This is a genomic window from Streptomyces sp. (assembly GCF_050698815.1).
In the GTDB taxonomy this organism is placed as follows: domain Bacteria; phylum Actinomycetota; class Actinomycetes; order Streptomycetales; family Streptomycetaceae; genus Streptomyces.
In genome coordinates this window covers 1-21,433 of the sequence record NZ_JBOHCV010000418.1, presented here as the reverse complement: position 1 = coordinate 21,433, position 21,433 = coordinate 1, and the positions used below count along the sequence as shown (strand labels likewise).

The window sequence follows — 21,433 nt, the reverse complement described above, 5'->3', positions numbered from 1 at the left end:
GTACTCCCGGTGATGGTGGTGGTGCTTGAGCGCTGGTGCGCGCTGCGCGCGTGGTGCGAAGCGGCGTGTTCGCCAGCGTACCCGGCCCTCGATATCTACGCGCGTTGATATCGGTGGCGCACTGCCGAAGCCCTGGGAAAAACGCCGTGAAAAAAGTATGGTCGCGATTGCGTTCTGACACGCGAGTCGAAATACTCTCCCTTCACACTGCAAAGCCCGTCGTTGTACAAAAGAAATGACACTGTTCCGCATCCGACGGATCACTTGCTCCGCCACCCGGTCTTCCCATGCCGGTGCGGAGAAGCCCGGTGATCCATTCCGTGGTCCTAATGGAAGGTCCGATATCCGTGGCGCAACGCGTAGTGGTGACAATCTCCGACGACATCGACGGTGGCGAAGCATCGGAGACGGTCTCCTTCGGGCTCGACGGGAAGTCGTACGAGGTCGACCTCAGCGTCGACAACGCGAAGAAACTGCGGGAGGACCTGGCCCGCTTCGTGGAGGCCGGCCGCAAGCGGGCCAAGTCGGGCAAGGCCTACACCCGCACGGCCATCGCCCCCGACCCCCGCGCCGTGCGCGCCTGGGCCGACTCCAACGGCTTCGAGGTGCCGGCCCGCGGCCGCATCCCCAAGCGGGTCTACGACGCCTTCAACGCCGCCCGTTGACATCCGGCGCCCGGCCCGCGACCGGGCCGGGCGACCGCCCGGCCGGCGGGCCCCGACTTGCCAGGCACCCCGGTTGATCCGCTAGAGTCGGTGCATCGCCGCAAGGGAAACCTTCCGGCGCACGCGGGTGTAGCTCAGTAGTAGAGCGCCCCCTTTCCAAGGGGGAGGCGCAGTGTGCGATCCCTGTCACCCGCTCTCGCCTTCACCGAATCCTGATCGGAAACGATCAGGTAGGGTGTGGGTCGCACCGCCCGGGAAGCCGGGTGGAGGCAATGCGGACGTAGCTCAGCTGGTAGAGCGCAACCTTGCCATGGTTGTGGTCGCGAGTTCGAACCTCGTCGTCCGCTCCGCAACGCAGAGGCCCCGGTCTTCGGACCGGGGCCTCTGCGCGTTTCTGTCAGCGAGCACGCCGGCGGCGAAGCACGGCTTCGAGGCGAGCACGGCGGGACGCCCGTATGACGTTCGTCATCCGCACTCGTGACAGCCCGCACCATTCGACGGTCCGCCGGGGCGGAAGGCTGAGGGTATGGATGCGATCGAAGTCGAAGGACTGAAGCGGCGCTACGCGCAGGGCTTCGAGGCCGTGCGCGGCGTCTCGTTCTCCGTGCGTGAGGGCGAGATCTTCGCGCTGCTGGGAACCAACGGAGCGGGCAAGACCTCCACGGTCGAGCTGCTGGAAGGGCTGGCCCGGCCGAGCGGCGGGCGCGTACGGGTGCTGGGCTTCGACCCGCACACCGACCGGGCCGCCGTACGGCCGCGTACCGGCGTGATGCTGCAGGAGGGCGGCTTCCCGTCCGAACTGACGGTCACCGAGACGGTCCGGATGTGGGCGGGCTGCACCAGCGACGCGCGCCCCGTCCCGGAGGTACTGGCACAGGTGGGACTGTCGGGGCGCCGGGCGGACGTACGGGTCAAGCAGCTCTCCGGCGGTGAACGGCGGCGGCTGGACCTGGCGATGGCGCTCGTCGGCCGCCCCGAAGTGCTCTTCCTTGACGAGCCGACCACCGGGATGGACCCCGAAGGACGCCGCGAGACCTGGGAGTTGGTGCGTGAGCTGCGGGCGTCGGGCACGACCGTACTGCTGACCACGCACTACCTGGAGGAGGCCGAGGCGCTGGCCGACCGGCTGGCGATCATGCGGTCGGGACGCATCATCAGCACCGGCACCCGCGAACAGGTCGTGGCGGAACGGCCGTCCAGCATCCGCTTCGCGCTGCCCGACGGCGTGAAACCGGACCACCTGCCGGCGTCGCTGCCGCCCGCCACGCTGGAGCGGGGACGGGTGGAGATCCGTACACCGCGGCTGCAGAGCGCACTGACCGACCTGCTGCTGTGGGCACGGGAGTCGGACATCGAACTGCAGGGGCTGCACGCGCGTACGGCGACCCTGGAGGAAGTGTTCATGGAGATCGCACAGTTGCCTGAGGACGACGAGGGGCACGAGGGGCACGAGGACGACAAGGACGGTTCCGCGCCGGAGCGGCTGGAGGTGGAGCGCGTATGAGTACGACGGAAGCGGCCGCGGTACGGGCGCCGGGCAAGGTGAACACCTCGGCGATGGGACGCCGGCTGCGCGCGCTGGGCCGGGCTGAACTCACCCTGCTGATGCGCAACAAGGCCGCGCTGTTCGTCGCGCTGGCCACCCCCGTCCTGCTGACGGTGCTGATGCGGCAGACCATCAGCGGGATGGATCTGTCCGGCACCGGACTGTCGATCGGCATGGTGCTGATCCCGGGATCGATCGGCTACGTGCTGGTCTTCGCCGTGTACGCGAATCTGCTGGGCATCTACGTGGCGCGACGCGAGGAACTGGTGCTCAAGCGGCTGCGCACCGGTGAGGCCGGGGACGGCGAGATCCTCGCCGGCGCGGCGATCCCGTCGGTCGCCATCGCACTGGCGCAGTGCGTGCTGCTGCTCGCCGGCGGCGCCGTCCTGCTGGACCTGCCCATGCCCGAACGGCCCGAACTCGTCGCCGCCGGCCTGCTGCTGGGCATGGTGATGATGGTGGTGCTGGCTGCCGCCTCCGCCGCCTTCACCCGGACCACAGACGCCGCCCAGATCACTTCGTTCCCCTTCATGGCGGTCTCCTTCGTGGGTTCGGGCGTCGTGGTGCCGCTGGATGTGATGCCGGACCGGCTGGCGGACGTGTGCGCCTTCCTCCCGGTGTCGCCGCTGATGGACCTGGTACGCGGCGGCTGGGCCGGCCAGCTGAGCGGCCTGGACACCGCGCGGGCGCTGGGTGTCGCGGTGTTGTGGACGGTGCTCGCGGTGTTTGCTGTACGCCGGTGGTTCCGCTGGGAACCACGGCGATAGACGGACCTGGACGGGACCCGGACGAGCACCGGTGAGGAGCGCGGGCAGGTGAACGGCTGGAGGGTGGCACCCCGGTACCGCCGGTGGCAGGAGCGCAGCAGCCACGAGCAGGTCGAGGCGTCGACGCGGTGGCTGCTCGTCGCGTACGCGTGGGTGATGCAGACCGGCCTCGTCATCCAGCTGCTGCCGAACGCCGGGCCGGGCCCCCTTCCGCTCGCGCTCGTCTGGTCGGTGTTCGGCATGGGGCTGCTGCAGTGCGTGCTCTGCACGGGGCTGCTGCGGCAGGCCGTCGACAGCTATCTGGGCACCGACGGCGTCTCCTGGGCCCGCTTCGGCGTGCTCGCCACGCTGGTGTCGGCGATGTCGGCGCTGACCGTGACGCTGGTCGCCCTCGACGCGGTCGAGGGGGCGGCGACGGCGGGCCTGGCGCTCTACGGGACCCTGGCGCCGTTCGCCGTGACCTTCGGCGTGGCGGTGCCGCGGCGGACCGCGGTGCTGGTCATCGGCGGCTTCGTGGTCATCGTCGTGGCCTCGCTGGCGGCCGCCGGCCAGCCGTGGCCGAACCTGCTGGGTTCGGCCGTCGTGGTGGCCTTCGGCAGCCTCATCTCCGTCTTCACGGGCCGCTCCTCCGCCTGGTACATCGCCGTCATACGGGAGCTGGAGGAGGCGCGGGACGCACAGGCACGGCTGGCGGTCGCCGAGGAACGGCTGAGGTTCGGCCGGGACCTGCATGACGTGATGGGGCGGAACCTGTCGGCGATCGCGCTCAAGAGCGAGCTGGCGGTGCAGTTGGTGCAGCGCGGCGCGGCCGCGGAGGCGTCCGTGGAACAGATGGCGCAGGTGCAGCAGATCGCCCGGGAGTCCCAGTCGGAGGTACGGGCGGTGGTGCGCGGCTACCGGGAGGCCGACCTGGCCACCGAACTCGCCGGTGCCCGCGGCATCCTGCGCGCCGCCGGTGTCGACTGCCGGGCCGAGGACGCCGGCGGGGGCCGGCTGCCCGCTCCGGTGCAGGCGGCGCTGGGCTGGGTCGTACGGGAGGGCGCGACGAACGTGCTGCGGCACGCGGACGCGACCTGGTGCACGGTACGGGTGGGCACGGACCCCGCCGGGGAGACGGCACTGCTGGTCATGGAGAACGACGGGGCGCGCGCCTCCCTGGGCGGACAGGCGGGCTCAGGGCTGGCAGGGTTGCGCGAGCGCCTCGCCGCTCTCGGCGGCACAGTGCGGGTGGCGGAGGAGACCACCGGTACGTTCCGGTTGACGGCCGTGGTGCCCCTCGACGGTGGCACGGAAGACGGTGCGCCCGAGGGTGGGAAGGACACGGCAGCGTGAGCTTGAGCGACACCGGCAGCGACAGCGACAGCGACAGCGGTACGGACGAGGGCGCCCCCCGCATCCGCGTCCTGCTCGCCGACGACGAGCACCTGATCCGCGGCGCGCTGGCCGCCCTGCTGGCGCTCGAGAACGACCTCACGATCGTCGCCGAGGCGGCTTCGGGTCCGGAGGCGCTGGCCATGGCGCGCGCGCACGGGCCGGACGTGGCGGTGCTCGATCTGCAGATGCCCGGAGCCGACGGGGTGCAGGTGGCCAGGCAGCTGCGCGACGCGCTGCCCGGCTGCCGGACCATGATCGTGACGAGTCACGGGCGGCCCGGCCATCTGAAGCGGGCGCTGGCCGCCGGGGTGCGCGGCTTCGTACCCAAGACGGCGTCGGCGCAGCAGCTCGCCGAGATCATCCGCTCGGTGCACGCCGGAGTCCGTTACGTGGACCCCGAGTTGGCGGCCGACGCGATCAGCGCCGGCGACTCGCCGCTGACGGCACGCGAGGCGGAGCTGCTCGAACTGGCCGCCGACGGCGCCCCGGTCGCGGAGATCGCTCAGCGGGCTTCGCTGACGGTGGGGACCGTACGCAACTACCTCTCGGCGGCCACCGCGAAGCTCGGCGCCGAGAACCGGCACGCGGCCGCGCGCATGGCACGCGAGCGCGGCTGGCTCTGAGGGCCGCCGCCCACCTCGCACTCGCGGCAGGACGGTACGCACCACACCGGAAGGAAGAATTCGGGCACATTCGGTCGCGCAGGGAAGGGTCGTGCCAAATATCTCGGACGTGGATATCCCTCGCCACCCCCGTGATATTCAAAGAAGATTGAGCTTTACTTGAGCTTAGTGATCGGCGAATTGGCGAACCGGCGCCACAGAAACGGACCAGGTCCAGGCCTGTACGGGCGCTGGCATAAACCTGTCGCGCCCCATTGCAACAAACTGACACGGATTCCCCTTCTGCCGCTCTCCCGATGCTGGCATCTTCATGTCTGGAAGCGAGCCAAGGCATTCACGGGGAGGTAGGCGCGCCAGAGCGATCCGCTTCGTTGCAGTTTACGGTGACGACCGAAAGCTCATCCCGGCGGGGCACGCCCGATGACCACTCCCGGTTCTTGACTTCAACCGCTTTCGAAAACAGCCAGCCATGTCTCACATGCAGGAGGAATCCATGCTCGAAGAGAAGATGAATCTCCAGATCCAGGGCGAGCTGCACGAGGAGCACGCCGGCGAGATCGCCGACAAGGCCGCCCCCGTCCTGGCCACCCCGGCCCTCGCGGGCGCCTTCGTCACCGGTGCGGCCGTCGTGACCGGCGCGTACGCGGCCGGCCAGGCTGTCGGCTGACCACCGATCCGCCTCCGGGTGACTCCTGCGGCACAGCCGGAATCCCCCGTACACACAGCAGAATCAACTGAACAGGAGAGTGCACATGAACGAAGTGACTTCGCACATCAACATGTCGGCGGAGCTCTCGTCCATCGAGATCACCGACACCGACGGAACCGTTTTCTCCGGCGCCTCTCCGGTGCTGGCCACCCCGGGTGCCTTCCTGGGCGGCGTCGCCATCGCTTCGGCGACGGTCGCGGCCTTCGAGGCCGGCCAGGGCTGAATCGCTGTTCAATTACCCGCTAGTCACAAGACCGTGTAGGAGAAGTACCACCCTCTGCTGCGCCGCCATGTGAAATCGGGACTCCGCCCGGTCGGCCGGTCCTCTCACCGGCCGATCGGGTAACACCATCACTTATCCAGCGATCTTTCAACCCCTCGCCGCACGCCCCGAGGAGACCACCGTGAAATCGCTTGCCAAAAAGCTGACCTCGACATTTCTCGGACCGGTGCCGATCTCCCGCGACCGGACACTCGCCGTGTCCGAACGGCTGTCGGCGCTCACCTCACTCACCTCCAGTCTCGAATACATCACCCACCAGCGGCACATCGGCCGCGGCGGGCTCAACGACTGGGACATCGCCCGCGATGTGCACGCCGGGTCCACCCGCCCGACCCGGCGCTTCCTGGACGCCGTCAGCAGCCCCGGGGCGACGAAGGCGCTGCACGTGGCCCGCATCGCCGCCAGCGCCGCGCTGCTGGCGCCCGGCAACGCCCGCTGGCGGGGCGCGGCCAACATCTTCCTCGGCGTGAGCAACGCCGCGCTCTACCCCCGCCACCGGTACGGCACCGACGGCTCCGACCAGGTGGCCTCGCTCGTCCAGACGACGGCCGGAATGGCCCGCCTCTCCACCCAGCCGGCGGTGCAGGACGCCCTGTTGTGGTACGTGGCGCTGCAGGCGAACCTCTCCTACGTCGTCTCCGGCTGGGTGAAGCTGCTGGGCGCACCGTGGCGGGAGGGTTCGGCGCTCGACGGCATCATGCGCACCCGCACCTACGGGCACGAAGGCTTCTGGAACCTCACCCGGCGCTACCCGGTGCCCTCCCGTTACCTCGCGCACGGCGTGCTCGCGCTGGAATGTCTCTTCCCGGTGGCCTACCTCAAGGGCGGCTCACTCGTCCGCCCCATCCTGGCCAGCGCGGCGTCCTTCCACGTGGCCAACGGCTATCTCATGGGCCTGGGCCGCTTCGTCACCTCCTTCACGGCGATGCACCCGATGGTCGCCTACACCAGTGCGCCCAAGCACCACCCCGCGGTGGCCGGCCGGGACGACCGGGCGCTGACCACGGCCGCGACCATGGCGGCCGTCGGCGTCACGGTGGCCGGGTTCCTCGCGGCGATGCGGCGGCTGCGGGCGACCGACCCGTGGCCGAACGGCCGGGTGCTGACCACCCGGCACGGCGACGTACTGCACTACAACGAGCGCGTCCCGGCGGACGACCGCTCGCCCGTCCTGGTCTTCGGCACCGGCATGACCTCCACGGCCGAGCACTTCAGCTGGATCACCAACAAGCTGGTCGCGGAGAGCGACTACGGGATCATCACCTACAGCCGGGCCGGCTACGGGCCGAGCCAGTACCACAGCTCACGCCCGTACAGCCTGCAGGAGTCGGTGGACGACCTGGTCGATCTGGTCGACGGCGCGGTGCCGGAGGGCCGGGACGTGATCCTGGTGGGCCACTCGCTCGGCGGCGAGTTCGCGCGGCGCGCCGCCGCCGAACTGGGCGGCCGGGTACGCGGCCTGATCTATCTGGACAGCTCGCACCCCGCGGAACTGACCCGCTCCAAGCAGCAGCAGGAGACGGCGGACCGGCTCAAGGACGGGCTCAACATGTTCTCCCGCAGCCTGCGGGCCGGTCTGGGCGCCCTGCTGGTACGCCCGCGCTGGGTACAGGACCTGCCGGCCGAGGCCCGCAGCCGCGCCTTCGCGCAGTACGCGGACAGCAAGCTGTGGCGGGCCGGGATACGCGAATGGGAGGCGACGGAACGCGAGTTCCGCGAGTTCACCGGCGACCTCCCGGCCATCGCGTCGCACGCCATGGTGCTCTCCGCGCAGCGGACCGTCGACCGTGACCCCGAGCAGCTGCTGATGCACAACGAACTGGCCGCCGCCCACCGCGGTGCCGGGCGCGTGGTGCACAACTCGGTGCTCGAGGGCGCGGACCACGACACCATGCTCACCGAAGCCCGGCTGGGCAGCGAGGTGGGACGCCGGATCCTGGCGTTCCTCCACGAGATCGAGGCACATGACGGGGACGGCGGCGGGCAGCGCCGGTCCCGGGGGAACCAGCCCAAGGAGGCACGATGAACGGCACGGCAGCCCGTACCGCCACGGGAGCGCGCTCGTTGCTCTCCCGTGCGTTCACCGGACCGGGCGGGGTGACGCGTGCGGCGTCCGCCGCCGTCCTCATCGGCACGCTCGCCGCGCAGCATCCCAACCCGGTCTTCAACCGGGCGCAGCGGCTGGACATGTTCTCCGCGCTCTTTCCCAACTGGCGCTTCTTCGCCCCCACTCCGGCCCAGCATGACTACCATTTCCTCTACCGGACGCTGAACCACGAAGGGGAGACCTCTCCCTGGCGGATGGTGGAGGTCATCGCGGGCCGCAAGCTGCCGCAGATCTTCTGGTTCCCCGGCCGCCGGCCGGAGAAGGCGGTCTTCGACATCTGCACCGAACTCATCTCCTCGCTGGACAAGGGTTTCGACCATGTGGTGAAGCTGCCGGCCTACCGGCTGCTGCGTGACCGCATCCAGCGGGACGCCCTCGCCGCCGACAACGCGGCGGGGGACGTGAAGGGCTTCCAGTTCACTCTCGTACGGGCCACCGGCTACGACGAGTCCACCGAGCCGGAGGTCATCTTCGTCTCCCCGTACACGGCGATGACGGACTCGGTCCGTCCGTCCCGCCCGTCCCACGACTTCCACATACGGGACGACTCGACCGACGAGCGTCCCGCAGCGCCCGCACGGTAACGACCTGGTGCACGATAGAGGGTGGATCAGCGAGCGGCGTCATGCGGCTTCGGATCCAAGGCGGAGGAGGGAGGCGACGCGGAGCGTCGTCGACCGACGACAACGCCGGAGGCGGAGTCGCAGGGCGTCGGGAGCCCGCCCGCTATCGCGCACCAGGTCGTAAGCGCGGGCACCACCACCAGATTCCCGGAAGGGGTCACCATGTCCACTCCCACCATGATCATCGCTGCCATCGCCGTCATCATCGTCGCGGCCATCGCGCTGAACGTCTCCAAGAAGAAGAAGTAAGGCAGCCACACCGAGACCGAGAGGAGGCCCTGATGAGCGCTGTGGACGACATCGGCTACGGGCGGCAGTTCGGAGGCTTCTACGACCGGATCTTCCCGAGCGGCGCCTACACCGAGCCGACCGTGGAGAAGCTCGCCTCCCTGCACCCCCGGCCCGGAGAACGCGCGCTGGAACTCGGCGTCGGCACCGGGCGGGTGGCCATCCCCCTCGCCCGGCGCGCCTTCCCCGTCACCGGCGTCGACTCCTCGCCGGAGATGCTGGAACAGCTGGAGACCAAGGCCAAGGAGGCGGGTGCGGACGTCACCGCGGTGCACGGCGACATCCGCACCTACACCGACGAGGCGCGATACGGCCTGGTCTACTGCGTCTGCGCCACCTTCTCCATGCTGCTGGACGCCGAGGAACAGCGGGCCACGATCCAGCACGCCGCGGACCGGCTCGCCCCCGGCGGCACCCTCGTCGTGGAGACGTCGAACCCCGGGGGCGTACGGGCGCTGCACGAGGGGCAGCAGCGCACCTCGTACTTCATCCCGTATCCGGAGCCGAACACCGGACTGCTGACCTACTCCACCGTCTTCGAGGACCGGAAGCTGTGGCACGCGTCGCACATCTGGTTCGAGGACGGAAAGTCCTCGGTCGGCTCCGAACTGGCCCGGCTCACCACGCCGGAGGAGGTGGACGAGTACGCGGCGAGCGCCGGTCTGCGCCCGGCCGCGCGCTGGGCGGACTGGAACGAGACGCCCTACGCGGAGGACTCCCCCATGTTCGTCAGCACCTACACCCAACCCTGAGGTGACCCTGCATGAGCACCCTGGAGGCGAGCGCCGGCCGAAGCTCCAGGACCCTCCGCGTGGAAGGCCCTGAGGAGCGGATCGGCCCGGCGCACGCGCGCAGGCGGGAGGGTGAGAGCACCGGCGGTGCCGCCGTATGGCATCTGGCACGGCGGCACCGTGCTCTCCTCGGCACGGGAATCGTGGTCGGCCTGATCGGGGTGACCGCCTCGCTCGCACAGCCGTACGCGATCGGCGAGCTGATCAAACAGGCGGGCCAGAACAAGCCGTTGTCCGGGGCGGTCCTCCTGCTCGTGGTGCTGTTCTGCGTGGACGCGGGCTTCTCGTCGCTGCAGTCGTACATGATCGGGCGGGCCGGCGAGAACATCACCTACGACGTGCGGATGTTCCTCAGCCGGCGCCTGCTGCACGTGGACCTGCCCGCGTACGGCAAACAGCAGCAGGGCGACGTCCTGACCCGTACGGTCTCCGACACCTCACTGGCCAAGATCGCGCTGTCGCAGAGCCTGGCGCAGCTGGTGATCAACGGGTTCACGGTGGCCGGCGGCGTCGTGGTCATGTTCCTGATCGACTTCTGGATGATGCTCATCACGCTGGCCTGCCTCGGCACCGCCAGCAGCGTCTCCCTGCTGCTGGCGCGCCAGGTGCGCCGCGCCGCGGTGGTCAACCGCGGCGACACCAGCGCCTACGGCTCCGACGTGCAGCGCGTGCTCTCCGCCCTGCCCACCGTCAAGGCGTCCCGCGCAGAGGACCGCGAGACCCACCGGATCGGCCTGCTGGCCTGGCGGGCCCGCAACTCCGGGGTCCGCGTCAACGGGCTCAACTCCCTGCTGATGCCCGCCATGAACGTCGGGACGCAGGCCGCGCTGGCGGTCGTCGTCGGTGTGGGCATGACCCGGGTGACCCGCGGGACGATGACGATGGCCGACCTCACGGCGTTCGTGATGTATCTCTTCTACATGGTCTCGCCCCTCGTGCTCTTCTTCCTGGCCATCGGCCAGTTCCAGCAGGGCCGCGCCGCGATACACCGGGTCGACGACCTCACCACCCTCCCGCAGGAGGGCGGCGTCATCGACCGGCGGCGCTACCGGTCGCCGTCCGCGGTCAAGTCCTCGCTGTCCGAGGACCGGGACGCCGTGGAGTTCCGCTCGGTGAACTTCCGGTACGGAGAACGGGGGGAAGCCTCCGGCCCGAAGGGCGAACAGCCGGCCGAGACCCTCTCCGACATCTCCTTCACGGTGCCCTCCCGCGGCATGACCGCCATCGTCGGCCCGTCCGGCGCCGGCAAGACCACGCTCTTCCAGCTGATCGAACGCTTCTACAAGCTGGACGGCGGCAGCATCCTGATCGGCGGCAGGAACATCGAGACGATGCCGCTGAACACGCTGCGCGGACTGGTCGGTTACGTGCAACAGGACAGCGCGGCCATGCGCGGCACCGTACGGGAGAACCTGGTGTACGCCCAGCCCGACGCGACCGAGGACGACATCCGCGAGGTGGTCGAACTGGCCGGTCTCACCAAGGTGGTCGCGGGACTGCCGCAGGGCCTCGAGACCGAGCTGGGCGACCAGGGCAGCGGGCTCTCCGGCGGCCAGCGGCAACGCCTGTGCATCGCCCGTGCGCTGCTCCAGAGGCCGGCCGTCCTGCTGCTCGACGAGGCCACCTCCAACCTCGACTCCGACTCCGAGAACGCCTTCCGCGACACCCTGCGCAAGGTCGCCCCCCGCTGCGCGGTGATCACGATCGCGCACCGCATCTCCACCGTGATCGACGCGGACAAGATCGTGGTGCTCAGCGACGGCCGGGTACGGGCCTGCGGCGAGCACCACGACCTGATGAAGCGGGACACGCTCTACCGGCGGCTGGCCACCTCCCAGCTGCGGGCGGCCACTACATGAAGCCCGGCGAGGACCGCGGCACCGGGGACTCGGTCGCCATCGTCGGCACCGGCCCTAACGGGCTCGCGGCCGGGGTGACGCTGGCCCGCGCGGGCCTCCGTGTGGAGCTGTACGAGGCCGCCGCCACCCTCGGCGGGGGGCTGCGCGGCGAGGCGTACTTCGACAGCGACGTGCGGCACGACGTCTGCTCCGCCGTCCACCCGATGGCCGCCGCCTCTCCCTTCTTCCGTGCGTTCGGGCTCGCCGAGCGGGGCGTGGAACTGCTGCACCCGCAGATCAGCTACGCCCACCCGCTGGACGACGGGCGCGCCGGGCTCGCCTTCTCCGACCTGGCCGCCACCTGCGAACACCTCGGCCCGGACGGCGAAAGCTGGCGGCGGCTGATGGCTCCGCTGCTCGAGCACAGCACGGGCCTGGTGGACTTCTTCATGAGCGGCCAGCGCTCCCTGCCGCCGGACCTGGCCGCACCGCTGCTGCTCGCCCGCCGGCTGCCCGCACACCTGGGCGGGCGGCTGCGCGGGTTCCGAGGCGACGTAGCGCCCGCCCTGCTCACCGGCGTCGCCGCGCACGCCGTCGGCAAGCTTCCCTCGCTCGCCTCCGGCGCGGTGGCCATGCTGCTGGGCCACCTCGCGCACGGCACCGGCTGGCCGCTGCCACGCGGCGGCAGCGAGCGGATCGCCGACGTCATGGCAGACGACATCCGCGCCCACGGCGGCACCTTCCACACCGGCCGCCGCATCACCGGCCTGCGCGAGCTCGGCGACGTCTCCGCCGTCCTCCTCGACACCACCCCCGGCCACCTGCTCTCGCTGGCGGGCGATCGGCTGCCCGCCCGCTACGCCCGGCAGCTGCGCCGTTTCCACTACGGTCCGGGTGCCGCGAAGGCCGACTTCCTGGTCTCCGAACCCATCCCGTGGACCGCCCCGGAGGTCGGCCGCGCGGGCACGGTCCATCTGGGCGGCAGCCACGCCGCCATCGCCCGCCAGGAGGGGCTGGCCGTCCGCGGCGTGGCCACCGACGAGCCCTTCGTGCTGCTGGTCGACCCGGCCGCCACCGACCCCGGGCGGGCACTGCCGGGCAAGCGGCCGGTCTGGGCGTACGCGCATGTGCCCAACGGCGACACCCGGGACCCGGTCGCCCTGGTGCGCTCCCGCATCGAGCGGTACGCGCCCGGCTTCGGCGACACGGTCATCGCGGCCCGCGGCACCTCCGCCCGCGACCTGGAGGCGTACAACCCCAACTACGTGGGCGGCGACATCGGCGCGGGCGCGATGACGCTCTACCAGTCACTCGCCCGGCCGGTGCCGCGGATCGACCCCTACCGCACGCCGCTGCCCGGCGTCTTCCTCTGCTCCGGCTCGGCACCTCCCGGCCCGGGCGTGCACGGCATGGCCGGTTATCTGGCCGCCCGCTCGGCGCTGCGGCACCGGTTCGGTCTACGGGACGCGCCCAGCCTCGCCCCGTAGACCGCCCGGCGAACGGCCCTAGATCCAGCCGCGCTCGCGTGCCAGCAGGGCGGCCTGCGGGCGGTTGCCGGCGCCCAGCATCTGCATGAGGTCCGCGATGTAGCGCCGGTACGTGCGCACCGAGACGCCCAGGTCCCGTGCCCCGGCCTCGTCCTTGCCGCCGGAACACATCGCCCGCAGCACCAGCCGCTCCAGCTCGGACGGCCCGCCCTCGTCCGGCCTGGGCTCGCCCAGCGCCGAGCCCAGCTCGTCCGACTCGGCCCATATCCATTCGAACAGGGCGAGGATGTTGGAGACCAGGCCGCTCTCCTGCGCGAAGAGCGCGCCCCGCGCGTTGTCCTCGGGGTGCACCGGGACGACCGCCGTCCGGCGGTCGTACATCTGGATCTTCGCCGCGGTGTGGCTGATCAGCCGGACCCGCGCGCCGTGCGATTCCAGTTCCCGCAGATACTCCACGGTCGGCCGGTGATCGAGGGTCTTGCGGATCACGACGCTGCGCACCGACAGTCCGCGGCGCAGGCAGCGCAGCACGCGCGGGCGGGATTGCTCGATCTCCTCCTCCCGCAGGACGCTGCCCGGCTCCACCAGGGAAACCTCCTCCCGCGCGAAGAAGGCCAGGTCGTCGATCCGGTCGCGGATCTTGGCCAGGTCGGTGACCTGCTCGATACCGACCACGGCGGGCGGGCGCTGCTCTCCCCGCTCCGCGCGCAGGGAGGCCACCAACGGTCTGAGCTGGGTGACCCGTTGGAGCTTCTCGCGGAGTTCGTGCAGGCGCAGGTCAAGCAGCCGTGCGACCGCCACGTCCGGGTCGGCGGCGGCCAGTCCATCGTCCCCCGCGGCACCCTGCGCGTGGGAGGTGCCCCCGCTGCGCAGCAGTCCCAGCTCCCGCAGCCGCCGCAACTCCCGGCGTGCGGCGTTCGGGAGGATCCGGAGCTGGTCGGTGAGGGCGTCGAGCCCGATACCGGGCTCGCGAAGGCACAGCCGATAGATCTGCTCTTGCTCCTCGGTGAGGCCGAGGTAGGACATCTCGTTCGTACCCATGGCTGATCTCCCCCTGTTCGGTTGCCTGTTGGCCCGCTGAGGGGTGGGCGTGGTCGTGGTCGTAAAGCTTTGGGAGCCCACGGGCCGGAACAGGAGTCCGAGCATAGAAAAAACGAAGGCATCCAACACCCCTCGTACGGCTAACATTTCGCGTGCCGCTGCCATGCGGTGTGCTTCTGCCCCGGTATGCACGATCCTTGACGGAGGGGTTGCCTCCGGTAACAGGTGAGTGCGTTTGGTTTATAGTGGACTTGTGGCGCCGCACAGCGCATGTGCGGCCTGCCCACTGCGGACGTAGCTCAGCTGGTAGAGCGCAACCTTGCCAAGGTTGAGGTCGCGAGTTCGAACCTCGTCGTCCGCTCCAGTCTTTTCCAGGCGCTCAGGACCACTCGAGGCCGGTCAGCAGCCGGTACGCCTCCGCGTACTTCTCGCGGGTGCGCTCCACGATCCGTTCCGGAAGCGGCGGCGGTGGCTGCTGCCCTCCGCGGTCCCAGCCCGAGTCCGGACCGGACAGCCAGTCGCGCACGAACTGCTTGTCGAAGGAGGGCTGGGCGCGACCCGGCTTCCACTGGTCGACGGGCCAGAAGCGGGAGGAGTCCGGGGTCAGCACCTCGTCCCCGAGTACCAGTCCGAGGTAGTCGGTCTCGGCCGGGACTCCGATGCCGTCCTCGCCGTCCCCCTCGCCGCGCCCGAACTCGAACTTCGTGTCGGCCAGGATGATGCCGCGGTCCAGCGCGATGTCGCGGGCCCGCTGGTAGACGGCGAGCGTGAGCTGGCGCAGCTGGGTGGCCGTCTCGGTGCCGACCTCGCGGGCGACCTCCTCGTAGCTGACGTTCTCGTCGTGGTCGCCGACGGCGGCCTTGGTGGCCGGGGTGAAGATCGCGGCCGGCAACTCCGCGCCGTCGGTGAGCCCTTCGGGCAGGGCGAGACCGCAGACCGTACGCGTCTGCTCGTACTCCGCCAGCCCCGAGCCGGTCAGGTAGCCGCGCGCCACACACTCCACCGGGATCATCCGCAGCGACCGGCACACCATGGTGCGCCCCGCCCAGTCGGCCGGCGCGCCCTCCGGCACGTCGGTGCCGATGACGTGGTTCGGGACGAGCTCGGCGAGCTGCTCGAACCACCACAGAGAGAGCTGGGTGAGGATCCTGCCCTTGTCCGGGATCTCGGTGGGCAGCACCCAGTCGTACGCCGAGACGCGGTCGCTGGCCACCATGACGAGATCGCCCGCCGCGTTCCGGTAGAGGTCGCGCACCTTGCCGGTGTGCAGGTGCAGCAGACCCGGCACCTGCACGGGGTCGGGCGTCTCCACGAATCCGGACACGGGTCCTCCGGGGGTCACGTCGGCACAGCGGGTCCGGCCACGCCGAATCGCGCGGCCGGATTCCGATTGTCCCGTACGGACGCTCGCGGGGCCCGGCAGGGTCGGCCGGTCAGGTCGGCCGGTCAGGTCGGCCGGTCAGGCGCGCTTGCACACCCGGTCAAGGAGATTGGACGTCGCACGCTGGATCCGGGCATCGACGTGGCCGGGCCGGTTGAGGGCCGGCGACCAGGCGAAGGTGCCGGCGGAGAAGACCAGGGAGCCGGACGGGGCACGGTAGAGCGAGGTCTCCTGGTGGCGGCGGGTGCCCTGGGCGTCACGGTAGGGGGAGTGGGCGAGCAGGACGCGGTCGGTGTGGACCGGCAGGCTCGTACGCGGGAAATAGCGGTCGGCCTCTCCCGCGACGAGGTCCGGCAATTCGTCGCCGTCGGCCACTCCCGTGGCGTCCCACAGCCAGTGACCGGTGTTCCGCACCACCAGGGGGTACGGCCGGGGCACCTGACCGCCGTACTGGATGCCCAGCACGTGCTGTTCCGGTTCACCCCGGTCACGCCAGCGGGCCGGACGGCCCGGACCACGGCGCTTGCGGCAGGTCACCAGCCGGTCGGGGTCGCCGCCGGGCAGCGGGTCCAACTCCACCTGCCAGTACATGGTGTTGGCGGAGAGGAAGATCAGCGCGGTGCCGCCGTCCCGGGCCCGCTCCACCGCGTGCCGCATGGGCGCCGACCAGTACTCGTCGTGGCCGGGGAAGACCAGGCCGCGGTAGAGCGACGGGTCGACGCGGCCCGCGTGCAGGTCACGGGCGTCGGCGTAGGCCAGGTCGTAGCCGTAGCGCTCGGCCCAGCGGATGACGTCGTAGGCGTGACCGACGTGCAAGGGGAGTCCCGCGCCGGCGTAGGGACGGTCGAAGGAGACCGTGACGGCGGCCTCCTCCTCACCCAGCAACCGGCCCTGCGCGTCCCAGGCGTGATAGAGGCTGGCACCGCTGCGGCCGTCCTCGGGGTAGAGGTTGTACGCCTGCCAGGTGATGTCGGGCAGCACCAGGAGCAGGTCGGCGGGTTCGCGGTCGCGGACGGTGAAGGGGATGTGCGAACGGTGCATGCCGTCGGCTGTCGTCAGGACGGCGACGTAGGCACCGGTGGACCAGTCCAGGGGGATCTGCAGGCGCCAGGAGAGCCACCAGTGGTGGCAGGAGACGGTGCGCTCGGCGGCGAGCGGGGCGGGCTGGCTGATCCCGGACAGCCGCGGGCTGGTGGTGATCTTCTGGGCGCCGGCGCCGTCGTAGTACCCGATCCGGTAGACGTCGGCGCTGAAGGGCTGGGGCGGATCGACGGTGATACGGAAGTCGAGTGACTCGCCGAGGGCCGTACCGCCGCCGCTGTCGGCGAAGCCCTTGATCTGGCAGTGCACGTCGTCGGCGGTGCGCGGGCCGCTGCTGCCGGCCGTACGGCGGCGGCGGTCACCGGGCAGCAGCTCGTCCAGGTCGGCGTGGTCCACGTACCAGGGCACCACCTGGCCGTTGTCGAAGTAGTGCTCGCCGCACCGCAGCCAGGGCAGCGGTCCCTGACCGAACGGGTCGGTGACGGCGTGCGCCAGTGCCCCCGACTCCCAGCGCCGGATCTCTTCCGTCCCCACCTGCGACCCCACTCCGTTGCCCGCCCGCCCCTTGCGACCCTGGTGCAGGTCGTTACCGCCATCAGCCCATCACATTACGCGAGCGTCGCGTCACCCCGCGTCGCGAATTCGGCTTGAGTACGCCCCCCACCGGGCCGAACGCCGGACCGGCTCCCGGGGGCAGGGACGGGTCAGACCAGGCGGACCGGTTTGTCCGGGCGGATACCGACCGCGGTGAGCCAGTCGCGCAGCGCCCGCGCGTCCCCGCGCTCCACGAGATCGAGCACCGGGCCCGTCAGGTCCGCCGCGCGCTCGCCGTCGACGAGGAGCGTGGGCCCGTCCAGCCAGTCCAGCCCCGGCGCCGCGCCCGCGGTGTCGACGGCCGCACAGCACACCACCGCGGTCACGTGCTCCGCCATGAGCTCCCGGCCGCTGCGCGGCGGCTGGATCGACAGCCCCATCGGGGCGGTGACCGTACCGTCACCCGGGCCCGCGATGAGCGGTGCGACCAGCGCCGCGTCGCCCTGGAACGCCGCGGCCTCCCTGGCGACGGCGGCACCGACGCGGGCGGCCAGCACCTCGGTGTCCGTGCCTGTGTCCGTGCCTGTGTCCGTGTCCGTGTCTGTGGAGGGGCCTCCTGCGAACCGCTCCAGCACCCGGCCCAGGGTCGGCCCGCGCAGATCATCGGCGTCGTGCCCGCCGGCTTCCGGCGCCGGGGCGGTCGCGGGCGCGTCGTCCAGCGCGTCGAGGGCCGCGAAGAGGCGGGCGGCGTGCGTACGCCAGATGCGGTCGACGACCTCCTCCGGGTACGCCTGCCAGTCCACCGGCGCCCAGTCGGGCCCGGGCTCCGGCGGACCGCCGTGGAAGAGGCGGGCGGCGAGCAGGGAGACGGCTTCGTCGACGACGCCGGGCTCATCGAGGAGGTCGCACGCGGGGCGCTCGCCGAGGCGCGAGGTGAAGCCCTCCGCGAGCCGGTCGCGGCGGGAGAGCTCGGTCAGCGCGGAGACCACACCCGCGTCCAGCTGGGCGGGCCAGCGGCCGATCCGCCAGGCGGGCAGGGCGACCCGGGTGAGCAGCCGGTCCCAGCCCGCGTAGGCGAGCCCCACCTGCTCCTGTGCCGCCGTCCGGAGCGCGTAATCCACACCCTGTGCACGGAACGCGGCCGCCGCGGCCACCCCCCGCTCCATCTCGGCCGCGTGCGGAGCGCACGCGCGGAGCATCAGGCGGGCACACCGGCCCGCGAGACGGAGGCCGGGACGGCACACGGCCGCCGCCCAGGACGGGACACGCGACGGGTGGTCCTCGTGTGCCCGGTCCCCGGCGGCGGCCGCCGCGGCGACCGCGATCGCCGCGTCGAGACCCCGCACCAAGCGGCGGGCCGCGGCTATGTCGGGGTGTGCCGAGGGGCCGGTCCCCGCGACCACGGGAGCGAGCACGGCACGCAGCTCGGCGACGCGCATCCACCACAGGAAGGGCGACCCGATGACCAGGACCGGCGCCTTCCGCTCGCCGTGCGCCGCGTGGCTGCGGTCCTCCAGCCAGCTGTCACAGTCCGGGGTGAGTGCCACGCCGGAGGGAGCCGGGACGTCCAGCCGGTCGGCCAGGTCCCGCACCAGGTGGTAGAGGTCCGGGGCGGAGCTCTCGTCGACGTCCACGGTGGGGGCGACGGCGGGCCGCGCCCCCACGATCACCGCCCCGACGCCCGCGGCCACCGCGAGCACCAGCAGCGCGACGGCGCTCACCACCCATGTCACGCCGTCCCAGCCCGCGCCGAGCCGGCCGGTCAGCCGGCCGGTGCCCATGATCACCGCCGCGGCGGCCGGCAGCAGCGCGACGGCGAGCGCCGTGCCGCGGACGCGGAGCACGGACAGTGCGTGTGAGCGCGCCGACCGCGCTCCTGCTTGCTGGCCCACCACGTGCTGCTCACCCCCAGACGTCGTGCCCGGATCTCCGGCCTTCGGCGGCCTTCGGCTTTCCCCACTGTGGCACCGCGGACTGACAGCGCAATGTGCGCTGGGCCAGTCGAGAACGCTTCACGCGGCCTGCGCGGAACCATAGTTGGGGGACCGATCCCCGTCAGCCGCTCCGCGCCCCGGTCACTCGATGGAATGGCTTTGGGGAGAGCTCTTGCTTCCAGGCGGGTGAGGGAGGTGCCCCTTATGCCGTCGCTCGGCCGGTCTGCGAAAGGTGCGGCGCTTACGAGGTATGCGCAGCCTGCTCGGCGGCCTTCGCCGCGATGTCCGTACGGTGGTGCGAGCCGTCCAGCCGGATGCGTCCGATCGCTTCGTACGCCCGCTCGCGGGCACCGGCCAGCCCGGCGCCCGTCGCGGTGACGGACAGCACCCGGCCACCCGCGCTGACCACGTGGCCCGCGGCGTCCCGCCGGGTGCCGGCGTGCAGCACGTACGCGTCGGGCGCGTCCTGCTCCGCGACCGCGTCCAGCCCCTCGATGACGTCGCCGGTGCGGGGCTTGTCCGGGTAGTCGTGCGCGGCGATGACGACGGTGACCGCCGCGTCCTCGCTCCAGCGCAGCGGCGGGAACGCGGCGAGCCGCCCGGTCGCCGCCGCGTGCAGCAGACCCGCAGCGGGGGTCCGGAGCCGGGCCAGTACGGCCTGGGTCTCCGGGTCGCCGAAGCGGGCGTTGAACTCGATGACACGGACGCCGCGCGAGGTGATGGCGAGTCCCGCGTAGAGCAGTCCGGAGAAGGGAGTGCCGCGTCGCCGCAGCTCGTCGACGGTCGGCCGCAGCACCGTCCGCTCGATCTCCCGTACCAGTTCCGGGTCGGCCCAGGGCAGCGGCGAGTACGCGCCCATGCCGCCGGTGTTCGGACCCTCGTCCCCGTCGTAGGCGCGCTTGAAGTCCTGGGCGGGCTGCAGCGGCACCACCGTCTCGCCGTCGGTGACCGCGAAGAGGGAGACCTCGGGGCCGTCCAGGAACTCCTCGATCACGACGCGCTCGCAGCTTCGCGCGTGCGCGCGTGCCGCTTCGAGGTCGTCGGTCACCACGACACCCTTGCCGGCTGCGAGACCGTCGTCCTTGACCACGTAGGGCGGGCCGAAGGCGTCGAGCGCCTCGTCGGCCTCCGCCGGAGTGGTGCACAGGTAGCTGCGTGCCGTCGGCACGCCCGCCGCGGCCATCACGTCCTTCGCGAACGCCTTGGAGCCCTCCAGCCGTGCGGCCTCGGCCGACGGCCCGAACACGGCGACGCCGCGCGCCCGTACGGCGTCCGCGACCCCCGCGACCAGTGGCGCCTCCGGCCCGATGACGACGAGATCGGCACGCACCGCCGGTGCCTGCGCCAGGTCCGCGACGGCTTCGCCGTCCAGCGCGTCGACGGAGTGCGTCGTCGCCACTTCGGCGGTTCCGGCGTTGCCGGGCGCGCAGTGCAGCGCCGTGACCTCGGGGTCCAGCGAGAGTGCGCGGCACAGGGCGTGTTCGCGGGCTCCGCCGCCGATGACCAGGATTCTCACGGCACCAGCGTAATCGGCCGTCCGCCCGAGCGGTCTCCGGCCCCGCGGCCGGCAGGCCGGCAGGCCGGTCAGCTGAAGACGATCATCGAGCCCTGCGCCAGGCTGCGCGTGGCCGCCGCGTGCAGGCCCGACCAGACGTGCCGTTCCCGGGCGAACGGTCCCTCCCCGTGCGTGACCGGAGGCGCCGCGGGCTCCTCCAGATCCGTGGGACGGGTGGGTGCGGCCGGCGCGGGAGGCGGGTTGCCGGGCTCGACCCCGAGGTGGGGCGCGACCGCTTCCAGTTCGCGCAGCAGCCCGTGGCTGGAGCCGAGCGGGCCGCCGCCGGCCATCAGTTCGTCGGTGGCCAGCGGTGCGGCGAAGTCCAGCGGGACGTAGGCGCCCGCGTGGTCGTAGTGCCAGACCAGATGCGACTGCTGCGCGGTCGTCTCGAACATCTCCAGCAACTGCTCGTAGTCACCGCCCAGTTCGTCGACGGGTGTGACCTCCAGACCGCACAGGTGCAGCAGGTGGGCGCGGCGCAGGAAGTGCAGCGCGTCGTAGTCGAAGCCCGCGGCCGGTGCGACGTCGCCGGTGAGTCCCGGCATGTAGCGGTAGACGGGTACGGGGGGCAGGCCCGCGTCGGTCAACGCCTTGTCGTAGGCGGCGATCTCCTCGGCGAAGGGGTTGTCGGGGCTGTGACACAGCACATCGACGAGGGGGACCAGCCAGAGGTCACATGCCAAGGGGTACTCCATCCACAGCTCGGTCAACGCGAGACGGTAGCCGGTCCCGCGGCCGGCCGGAAGCCGTCACGGCGGCAGCCGCGCCTCGGGCGCTTCGGCGGGCGTTTCCGCGGGCGGCTCCGCGGGCGGCCCCGCGGGCGCTTCCGCGAGCCCCAGCGGGTGC

The 21,433-nt window shown here is 71.5% G+C and carries 19 protein-coding genes and 3 tRNA genes; 16 read left to right on the top strand and 6 right to left on the bottom strand.

Features of this window, described 5'->3' with window-relative positions; translation table 11 throughout:
- Positions 1-347: 347 nt before the first annotated feature.
- The 15 genes from ACRDP3_RS15270 to ACRDP3_RS15200 all read left to right on the top strand — a co-directional run bounded on the left by ACRDP3_RS15270 (position 348) and on the right by ACRDP3_RS15200 (position 13,101).
- Positions 348-665, top strand: coding sequence for a histone-like nucleoid-structuring protein Lsr2 (locus ACRDP3_RS15270; RefSeq protein WP_431517481.1), 318 nt, complete (start codon positions 348-350; stop codon positions 663-665).
- A 123-nt stretch (positions 666-788) separates the two neighbouring features.
- Positions 789-860 (top strand) — tRNA-Gly (locus ACRDP3_RS15265).
- 79 nt (positions 861-939) lie between these two features.
- Positions 940-1,012, top strand: a tRNA-Gly gene (locus ACRDP3_RS15260).
- 179 nt (positions 1,013-1,191) lie between these two features.
- Positions 1,192-2,169, top strand: a complete 978-nt coding sequence (locus tag ACRDP3_RS15255; protein ID WP_431517480.1) for an ABC transporter ATP-binding protein — start codon at positions 1,192-1,194, stop codon at positions 2,167-2,169.
- Positions 2,166-2,978: an ABC transporter permease gene (locus ACRDP3_RS15250; RefSeq protein ID WP_431517479.1), complete on the top strand. Its 813-nt coding sequence runs from the start codon at positions 2,166-2,168 to the stop codon at positions 2,976-2,978. Before ACRDP3_RS15255 ends, ACRDP3_RS15250 begins: the two co-directional genes overlap by 4 nt.
- Before the next feature lie 48 nt (positions 2,979-3,026).
- Entirely contained in the window at positions 3,027-4,310 is a 1,284-nt protein-coding gene (locus tag ACRDP3_RS15245) for a sensor histidine kinase (RefSeq protein ID WP_431517478.1), read from the top strand.
- 2 nt (positions 4,311-4,312) lie between these two features.
- Positions 4,313-4,975: a response regulator transcription factor gene (locus ACRDP3_RS15240; RefSeq protein WP_431517483.1), complete on the top strand. Its 663-nt coding sequence runs from the start codon at positions 4,313-4,315 to the stop codon at positions 4,973-4,975.
- A 493-nt stretch (positions 4,976-5,468) separates the two neighbouring features.
- The gene (locus ACRDP3_RS15235; RefSeq protein WP_431517477.1) at positions 5,469-5,642 is read left to right on the top strand and encodes a hypothetical protein; all 174 of its coding nucleotides are present in this window, start codon (positions 5,469-5,471) and stop codon (positions 5,640-5,642) included.
- An 85-nt stretch (positions 5,643-5,727) separates the two neighbouring features.
- Positions 5,728-5,907 carry a hypothetical protein gene (locus tag ACRDP3_RS15230; RefSeq protein ID WP_431517476.1) on the top strand — a complete coding sequence of 60 codons (180 nt, stop codon included), beginning with the start codon at positions 5,728-5,730 and terminating at the stop codon, positions 5,905-5,907.
- Positions 5,908-6,088: 181 nt separating this feature from the next.
- Positions 6,089-7,993, top strand: coding sequence for an alpha/beta fold hydrolase (locus tag ACRDP3_RS15225; protein WP_431517475.1), 1,905 nt, complete (start codon positions 6,089-6,091; stop codon positions 7,991-7,993).
- A complete protein-coding gene (locus ACRDP3_RS15220; protein ID WP_431517474.1) occupies positions 7,990-8,658 on the top strand; it encodes a hypothetical protein in 669 nt (222 codons plus the stop codon). Before ACRDP3_RS15225 ends, ACRDP3_RS15220 begins: the two co-directional genes overlap by 4 nt.
- A 21-nt stretch (positions 8,659-8,679) precedes the next feature.
- On the top strand, positions 8,680-8,946 hold the full coding sequence (locus tag ACRDP3_RS15215) for a hypothetical protein (protein ID WP_431517473.1): 267 nt from the start codon (positions 8,680-8,682) through the stop codon (positions 8,944-8,946).
- 32 nt (positions 8,947-8,978) lie between these two features.
- Positions 8,979-9,737: a class I SAM-dependent methyltransferase gene (locus ACRDP3_RS15210; RefSeq protein WP_431517472.1), complete on the top strand. Its 759-nt coding sequence runs from the start codon at positions 8,979-8,981 to the stop codon at positions 9,735-9,737.
- 11 nt (positions 9,738-9,748) lie between these two features.
- Positions 9,749-11,635, top strand: coding sequence for an ABC transporter ATP-binding protein (locus tag ACRDP3_RS15205; RefSeq protein WP_431517471.1), 1,887 nt, complete (start codon positions 9,749-9,751; stop codon positions 11,633-11,635).
- Positions 11,632-13,101: a phytoene desaturase family protein gene (locus ACRDP3_RS15200; protein WP_431517470.1), complete on the top strand. Its 1,470-nt coding sequence runs from the start codon at positions 11,632-11,634 to the stop codon at positions 13,099-13,101. The genes ACRDP3_RS15205 and ACRDP3_RS15200 overlap by 4 nt, the downstream gene beginning before the upstream one ends.
- Positions 13,102-13,119: 18 nt before the next feature.
- Here the strand turns inward: ACRDP3_RS15200 and ACRDP3_RS15195 are convergent, their stop codons facing one another.
- Positions 13,120-14,142: a helix-turn-helix transcriptional regulator gene (locus ACRDP3_RS15195; protein WP_431517469.1), complete on the bottom strand. Its 1,023-nt coding sequence runs from the start codon at positions 14,140-14,142 to the stop codon at positions 13,120-13,122.
- Between the two features lie 288 nt (positions 14,143-14,430).
- On the opposite strand from ACRDP3_RS15195, the gene ACRDP3_RS15190 reads away from it, so the two are divergent.
- Positions 14,431-14,506, top strand: a tRNA-Gly gene (locus ACRDP3_RS15190).
- A 15-nt stretch (positions 14,507-14,521) separates the two neighbouring features.
- Here the strand turns inward: ACRDP3_RS15190 and ACRDP3_RS15185 are convergent.
- The 5 genes from ACRDP3_RS15185 to ACRDP3_RS15165 all read right to left on the bottom strand — a co-directional run bounded on the left by ACRDP3_RS15185 (position 14,522) and on the right by ACRDP3_RS15165 (position 21,270).
- Positions 14,522-15,466, bottom strand: coding sequence for a phosphoribosylaminoimidazolesuccinocarboxamide synthase (locus ACRDP3_RS15185; RefSeq protein WP_431517468.1), 945 nt, complete (start codon positions 15,464-15,466; stop codon positions 14,522-14,524).
- Between the two features lie 135 nt (positions 15,467-15,601).
- Positions 15,602-17,098 carry a N,N-dimethylformamidase beta subunit family domain-containing protein gene (locus tag ACRDP3_RS15180; protein WP_431517467.1) on the bottom strand — a complete coding sequence of 499 codons (1,497 nt, stop codon included), beginning with the start codon at positions 17,096-17,098 and terminating at the stop codon, positions 15,602-15,604.
- A 170-nt stretch (positions 17,099-17,268) separates the two neighbouring features.
- Positions 17,269-18,942 (bottom strand): hypothetical protein, encoded by a 1,674-nt coding sequence (locus ACRDP3_RS15175; protein ID WP_431517466.1) that lies wholly within the window; start codon positions 18,940-18,942, stop codon positions 17,269-17,271.
- 331 nt (positions 18,943-19,273) lie between these two features.
- On the bottom strand, positions 19,274-20,548 hold the full coding sequence (gene purD / locus ACRDP3_RS15170) for a phosphoribosylamine--glycine ligase (protein WP_431517465.1): 1,275 nt from the start codon (positions 20,546-20,548) through the stop codon (positions 19,274-19,276).
- A 68-nt stretch (positions 20,549-20,616) separates the two neighbouring features.
- Complete coding sequence (locus ACRDP3_RS15165; RefSeq protein WP_431517482.1) at positions 20,617-21,270, bottom strand: hypothetical protein; 654 nt, start codon at positions 21,268-21,270, stop codon at positions 20,617-20,619.
- Positions 21,271-21,433: the final 163 nt, after the last annotated feature.

Excerpts from the sequence above, each read along its gene's own strand:
- ACRDP3_RS15250 (WP_431517479.1), top strand. The coding sequence starts at position 2,166 with ATGAGTACGACGGAAGCGGCCGCGGTACGGGCGCCGGGCAAGGTGAAC.
- ACRDP3_RS15235 (WP_431517477.1), top strand. The coding sequence starts at position 5,469 with ATGCTCGAAGAGAAGATGAATCTCCAGATCCAGGGCGAGCTGCACGAG.
- ACRDP3_RS15255 (WP_431517480.1), top strand. The coding sequence starts at position 1,192 with ATGGATGCGATCGAAGTCGAAGGACTGAAGCGGCGCTACGCGCAGGGC.
- ACRDP3_RS15220 (WP_431517474.1), top strand. The coding sequence starts at position 7,990 with ATGAACGGCACGGCAGCCCGTACCGCCACGGGAGCGCGCTCGTTGCTC.
- ACRDP3_RS15200 (WP_431517470.1), top strand. The coding sequence starts at position 11,632 with ATGAAGCCCGGCGAGGACCGCGGCACCGGGGACTCGGTCGCCATCGTC.
- ACRDP3_RS15195 (WP_431517469.1), bottom strand. The coding sequence starts at position 14,142 with ATGGGTACGAACGAGATGTCCTACCTCGGCCTCACCGAGGAGCAAGAG.
- ACRDP3_RS15230 (WP_431517476.1), top strand. The coding sequence starts at position 5,728 with ATGAACGAAGTGACTTCGCACATCAACATGTCGGCGGAGCTCTCGTCC.
- ACRDP3_RS15205 (WP_431517471.1), top strand. The coding sequence starts at position 9,749 with ATGAGCACCCTGGAGGCGAGCGCCGGCCGAAGCTCCAGGACCCTCCGC.
- ACRDP3_RS15210 (WP_431517472.1), top strand. The coding sequence starts at position 8,979 with ATGAGCGCTGTGGACGACATCGGCTACGGGCGGCAGTTCGGAGGCTTC.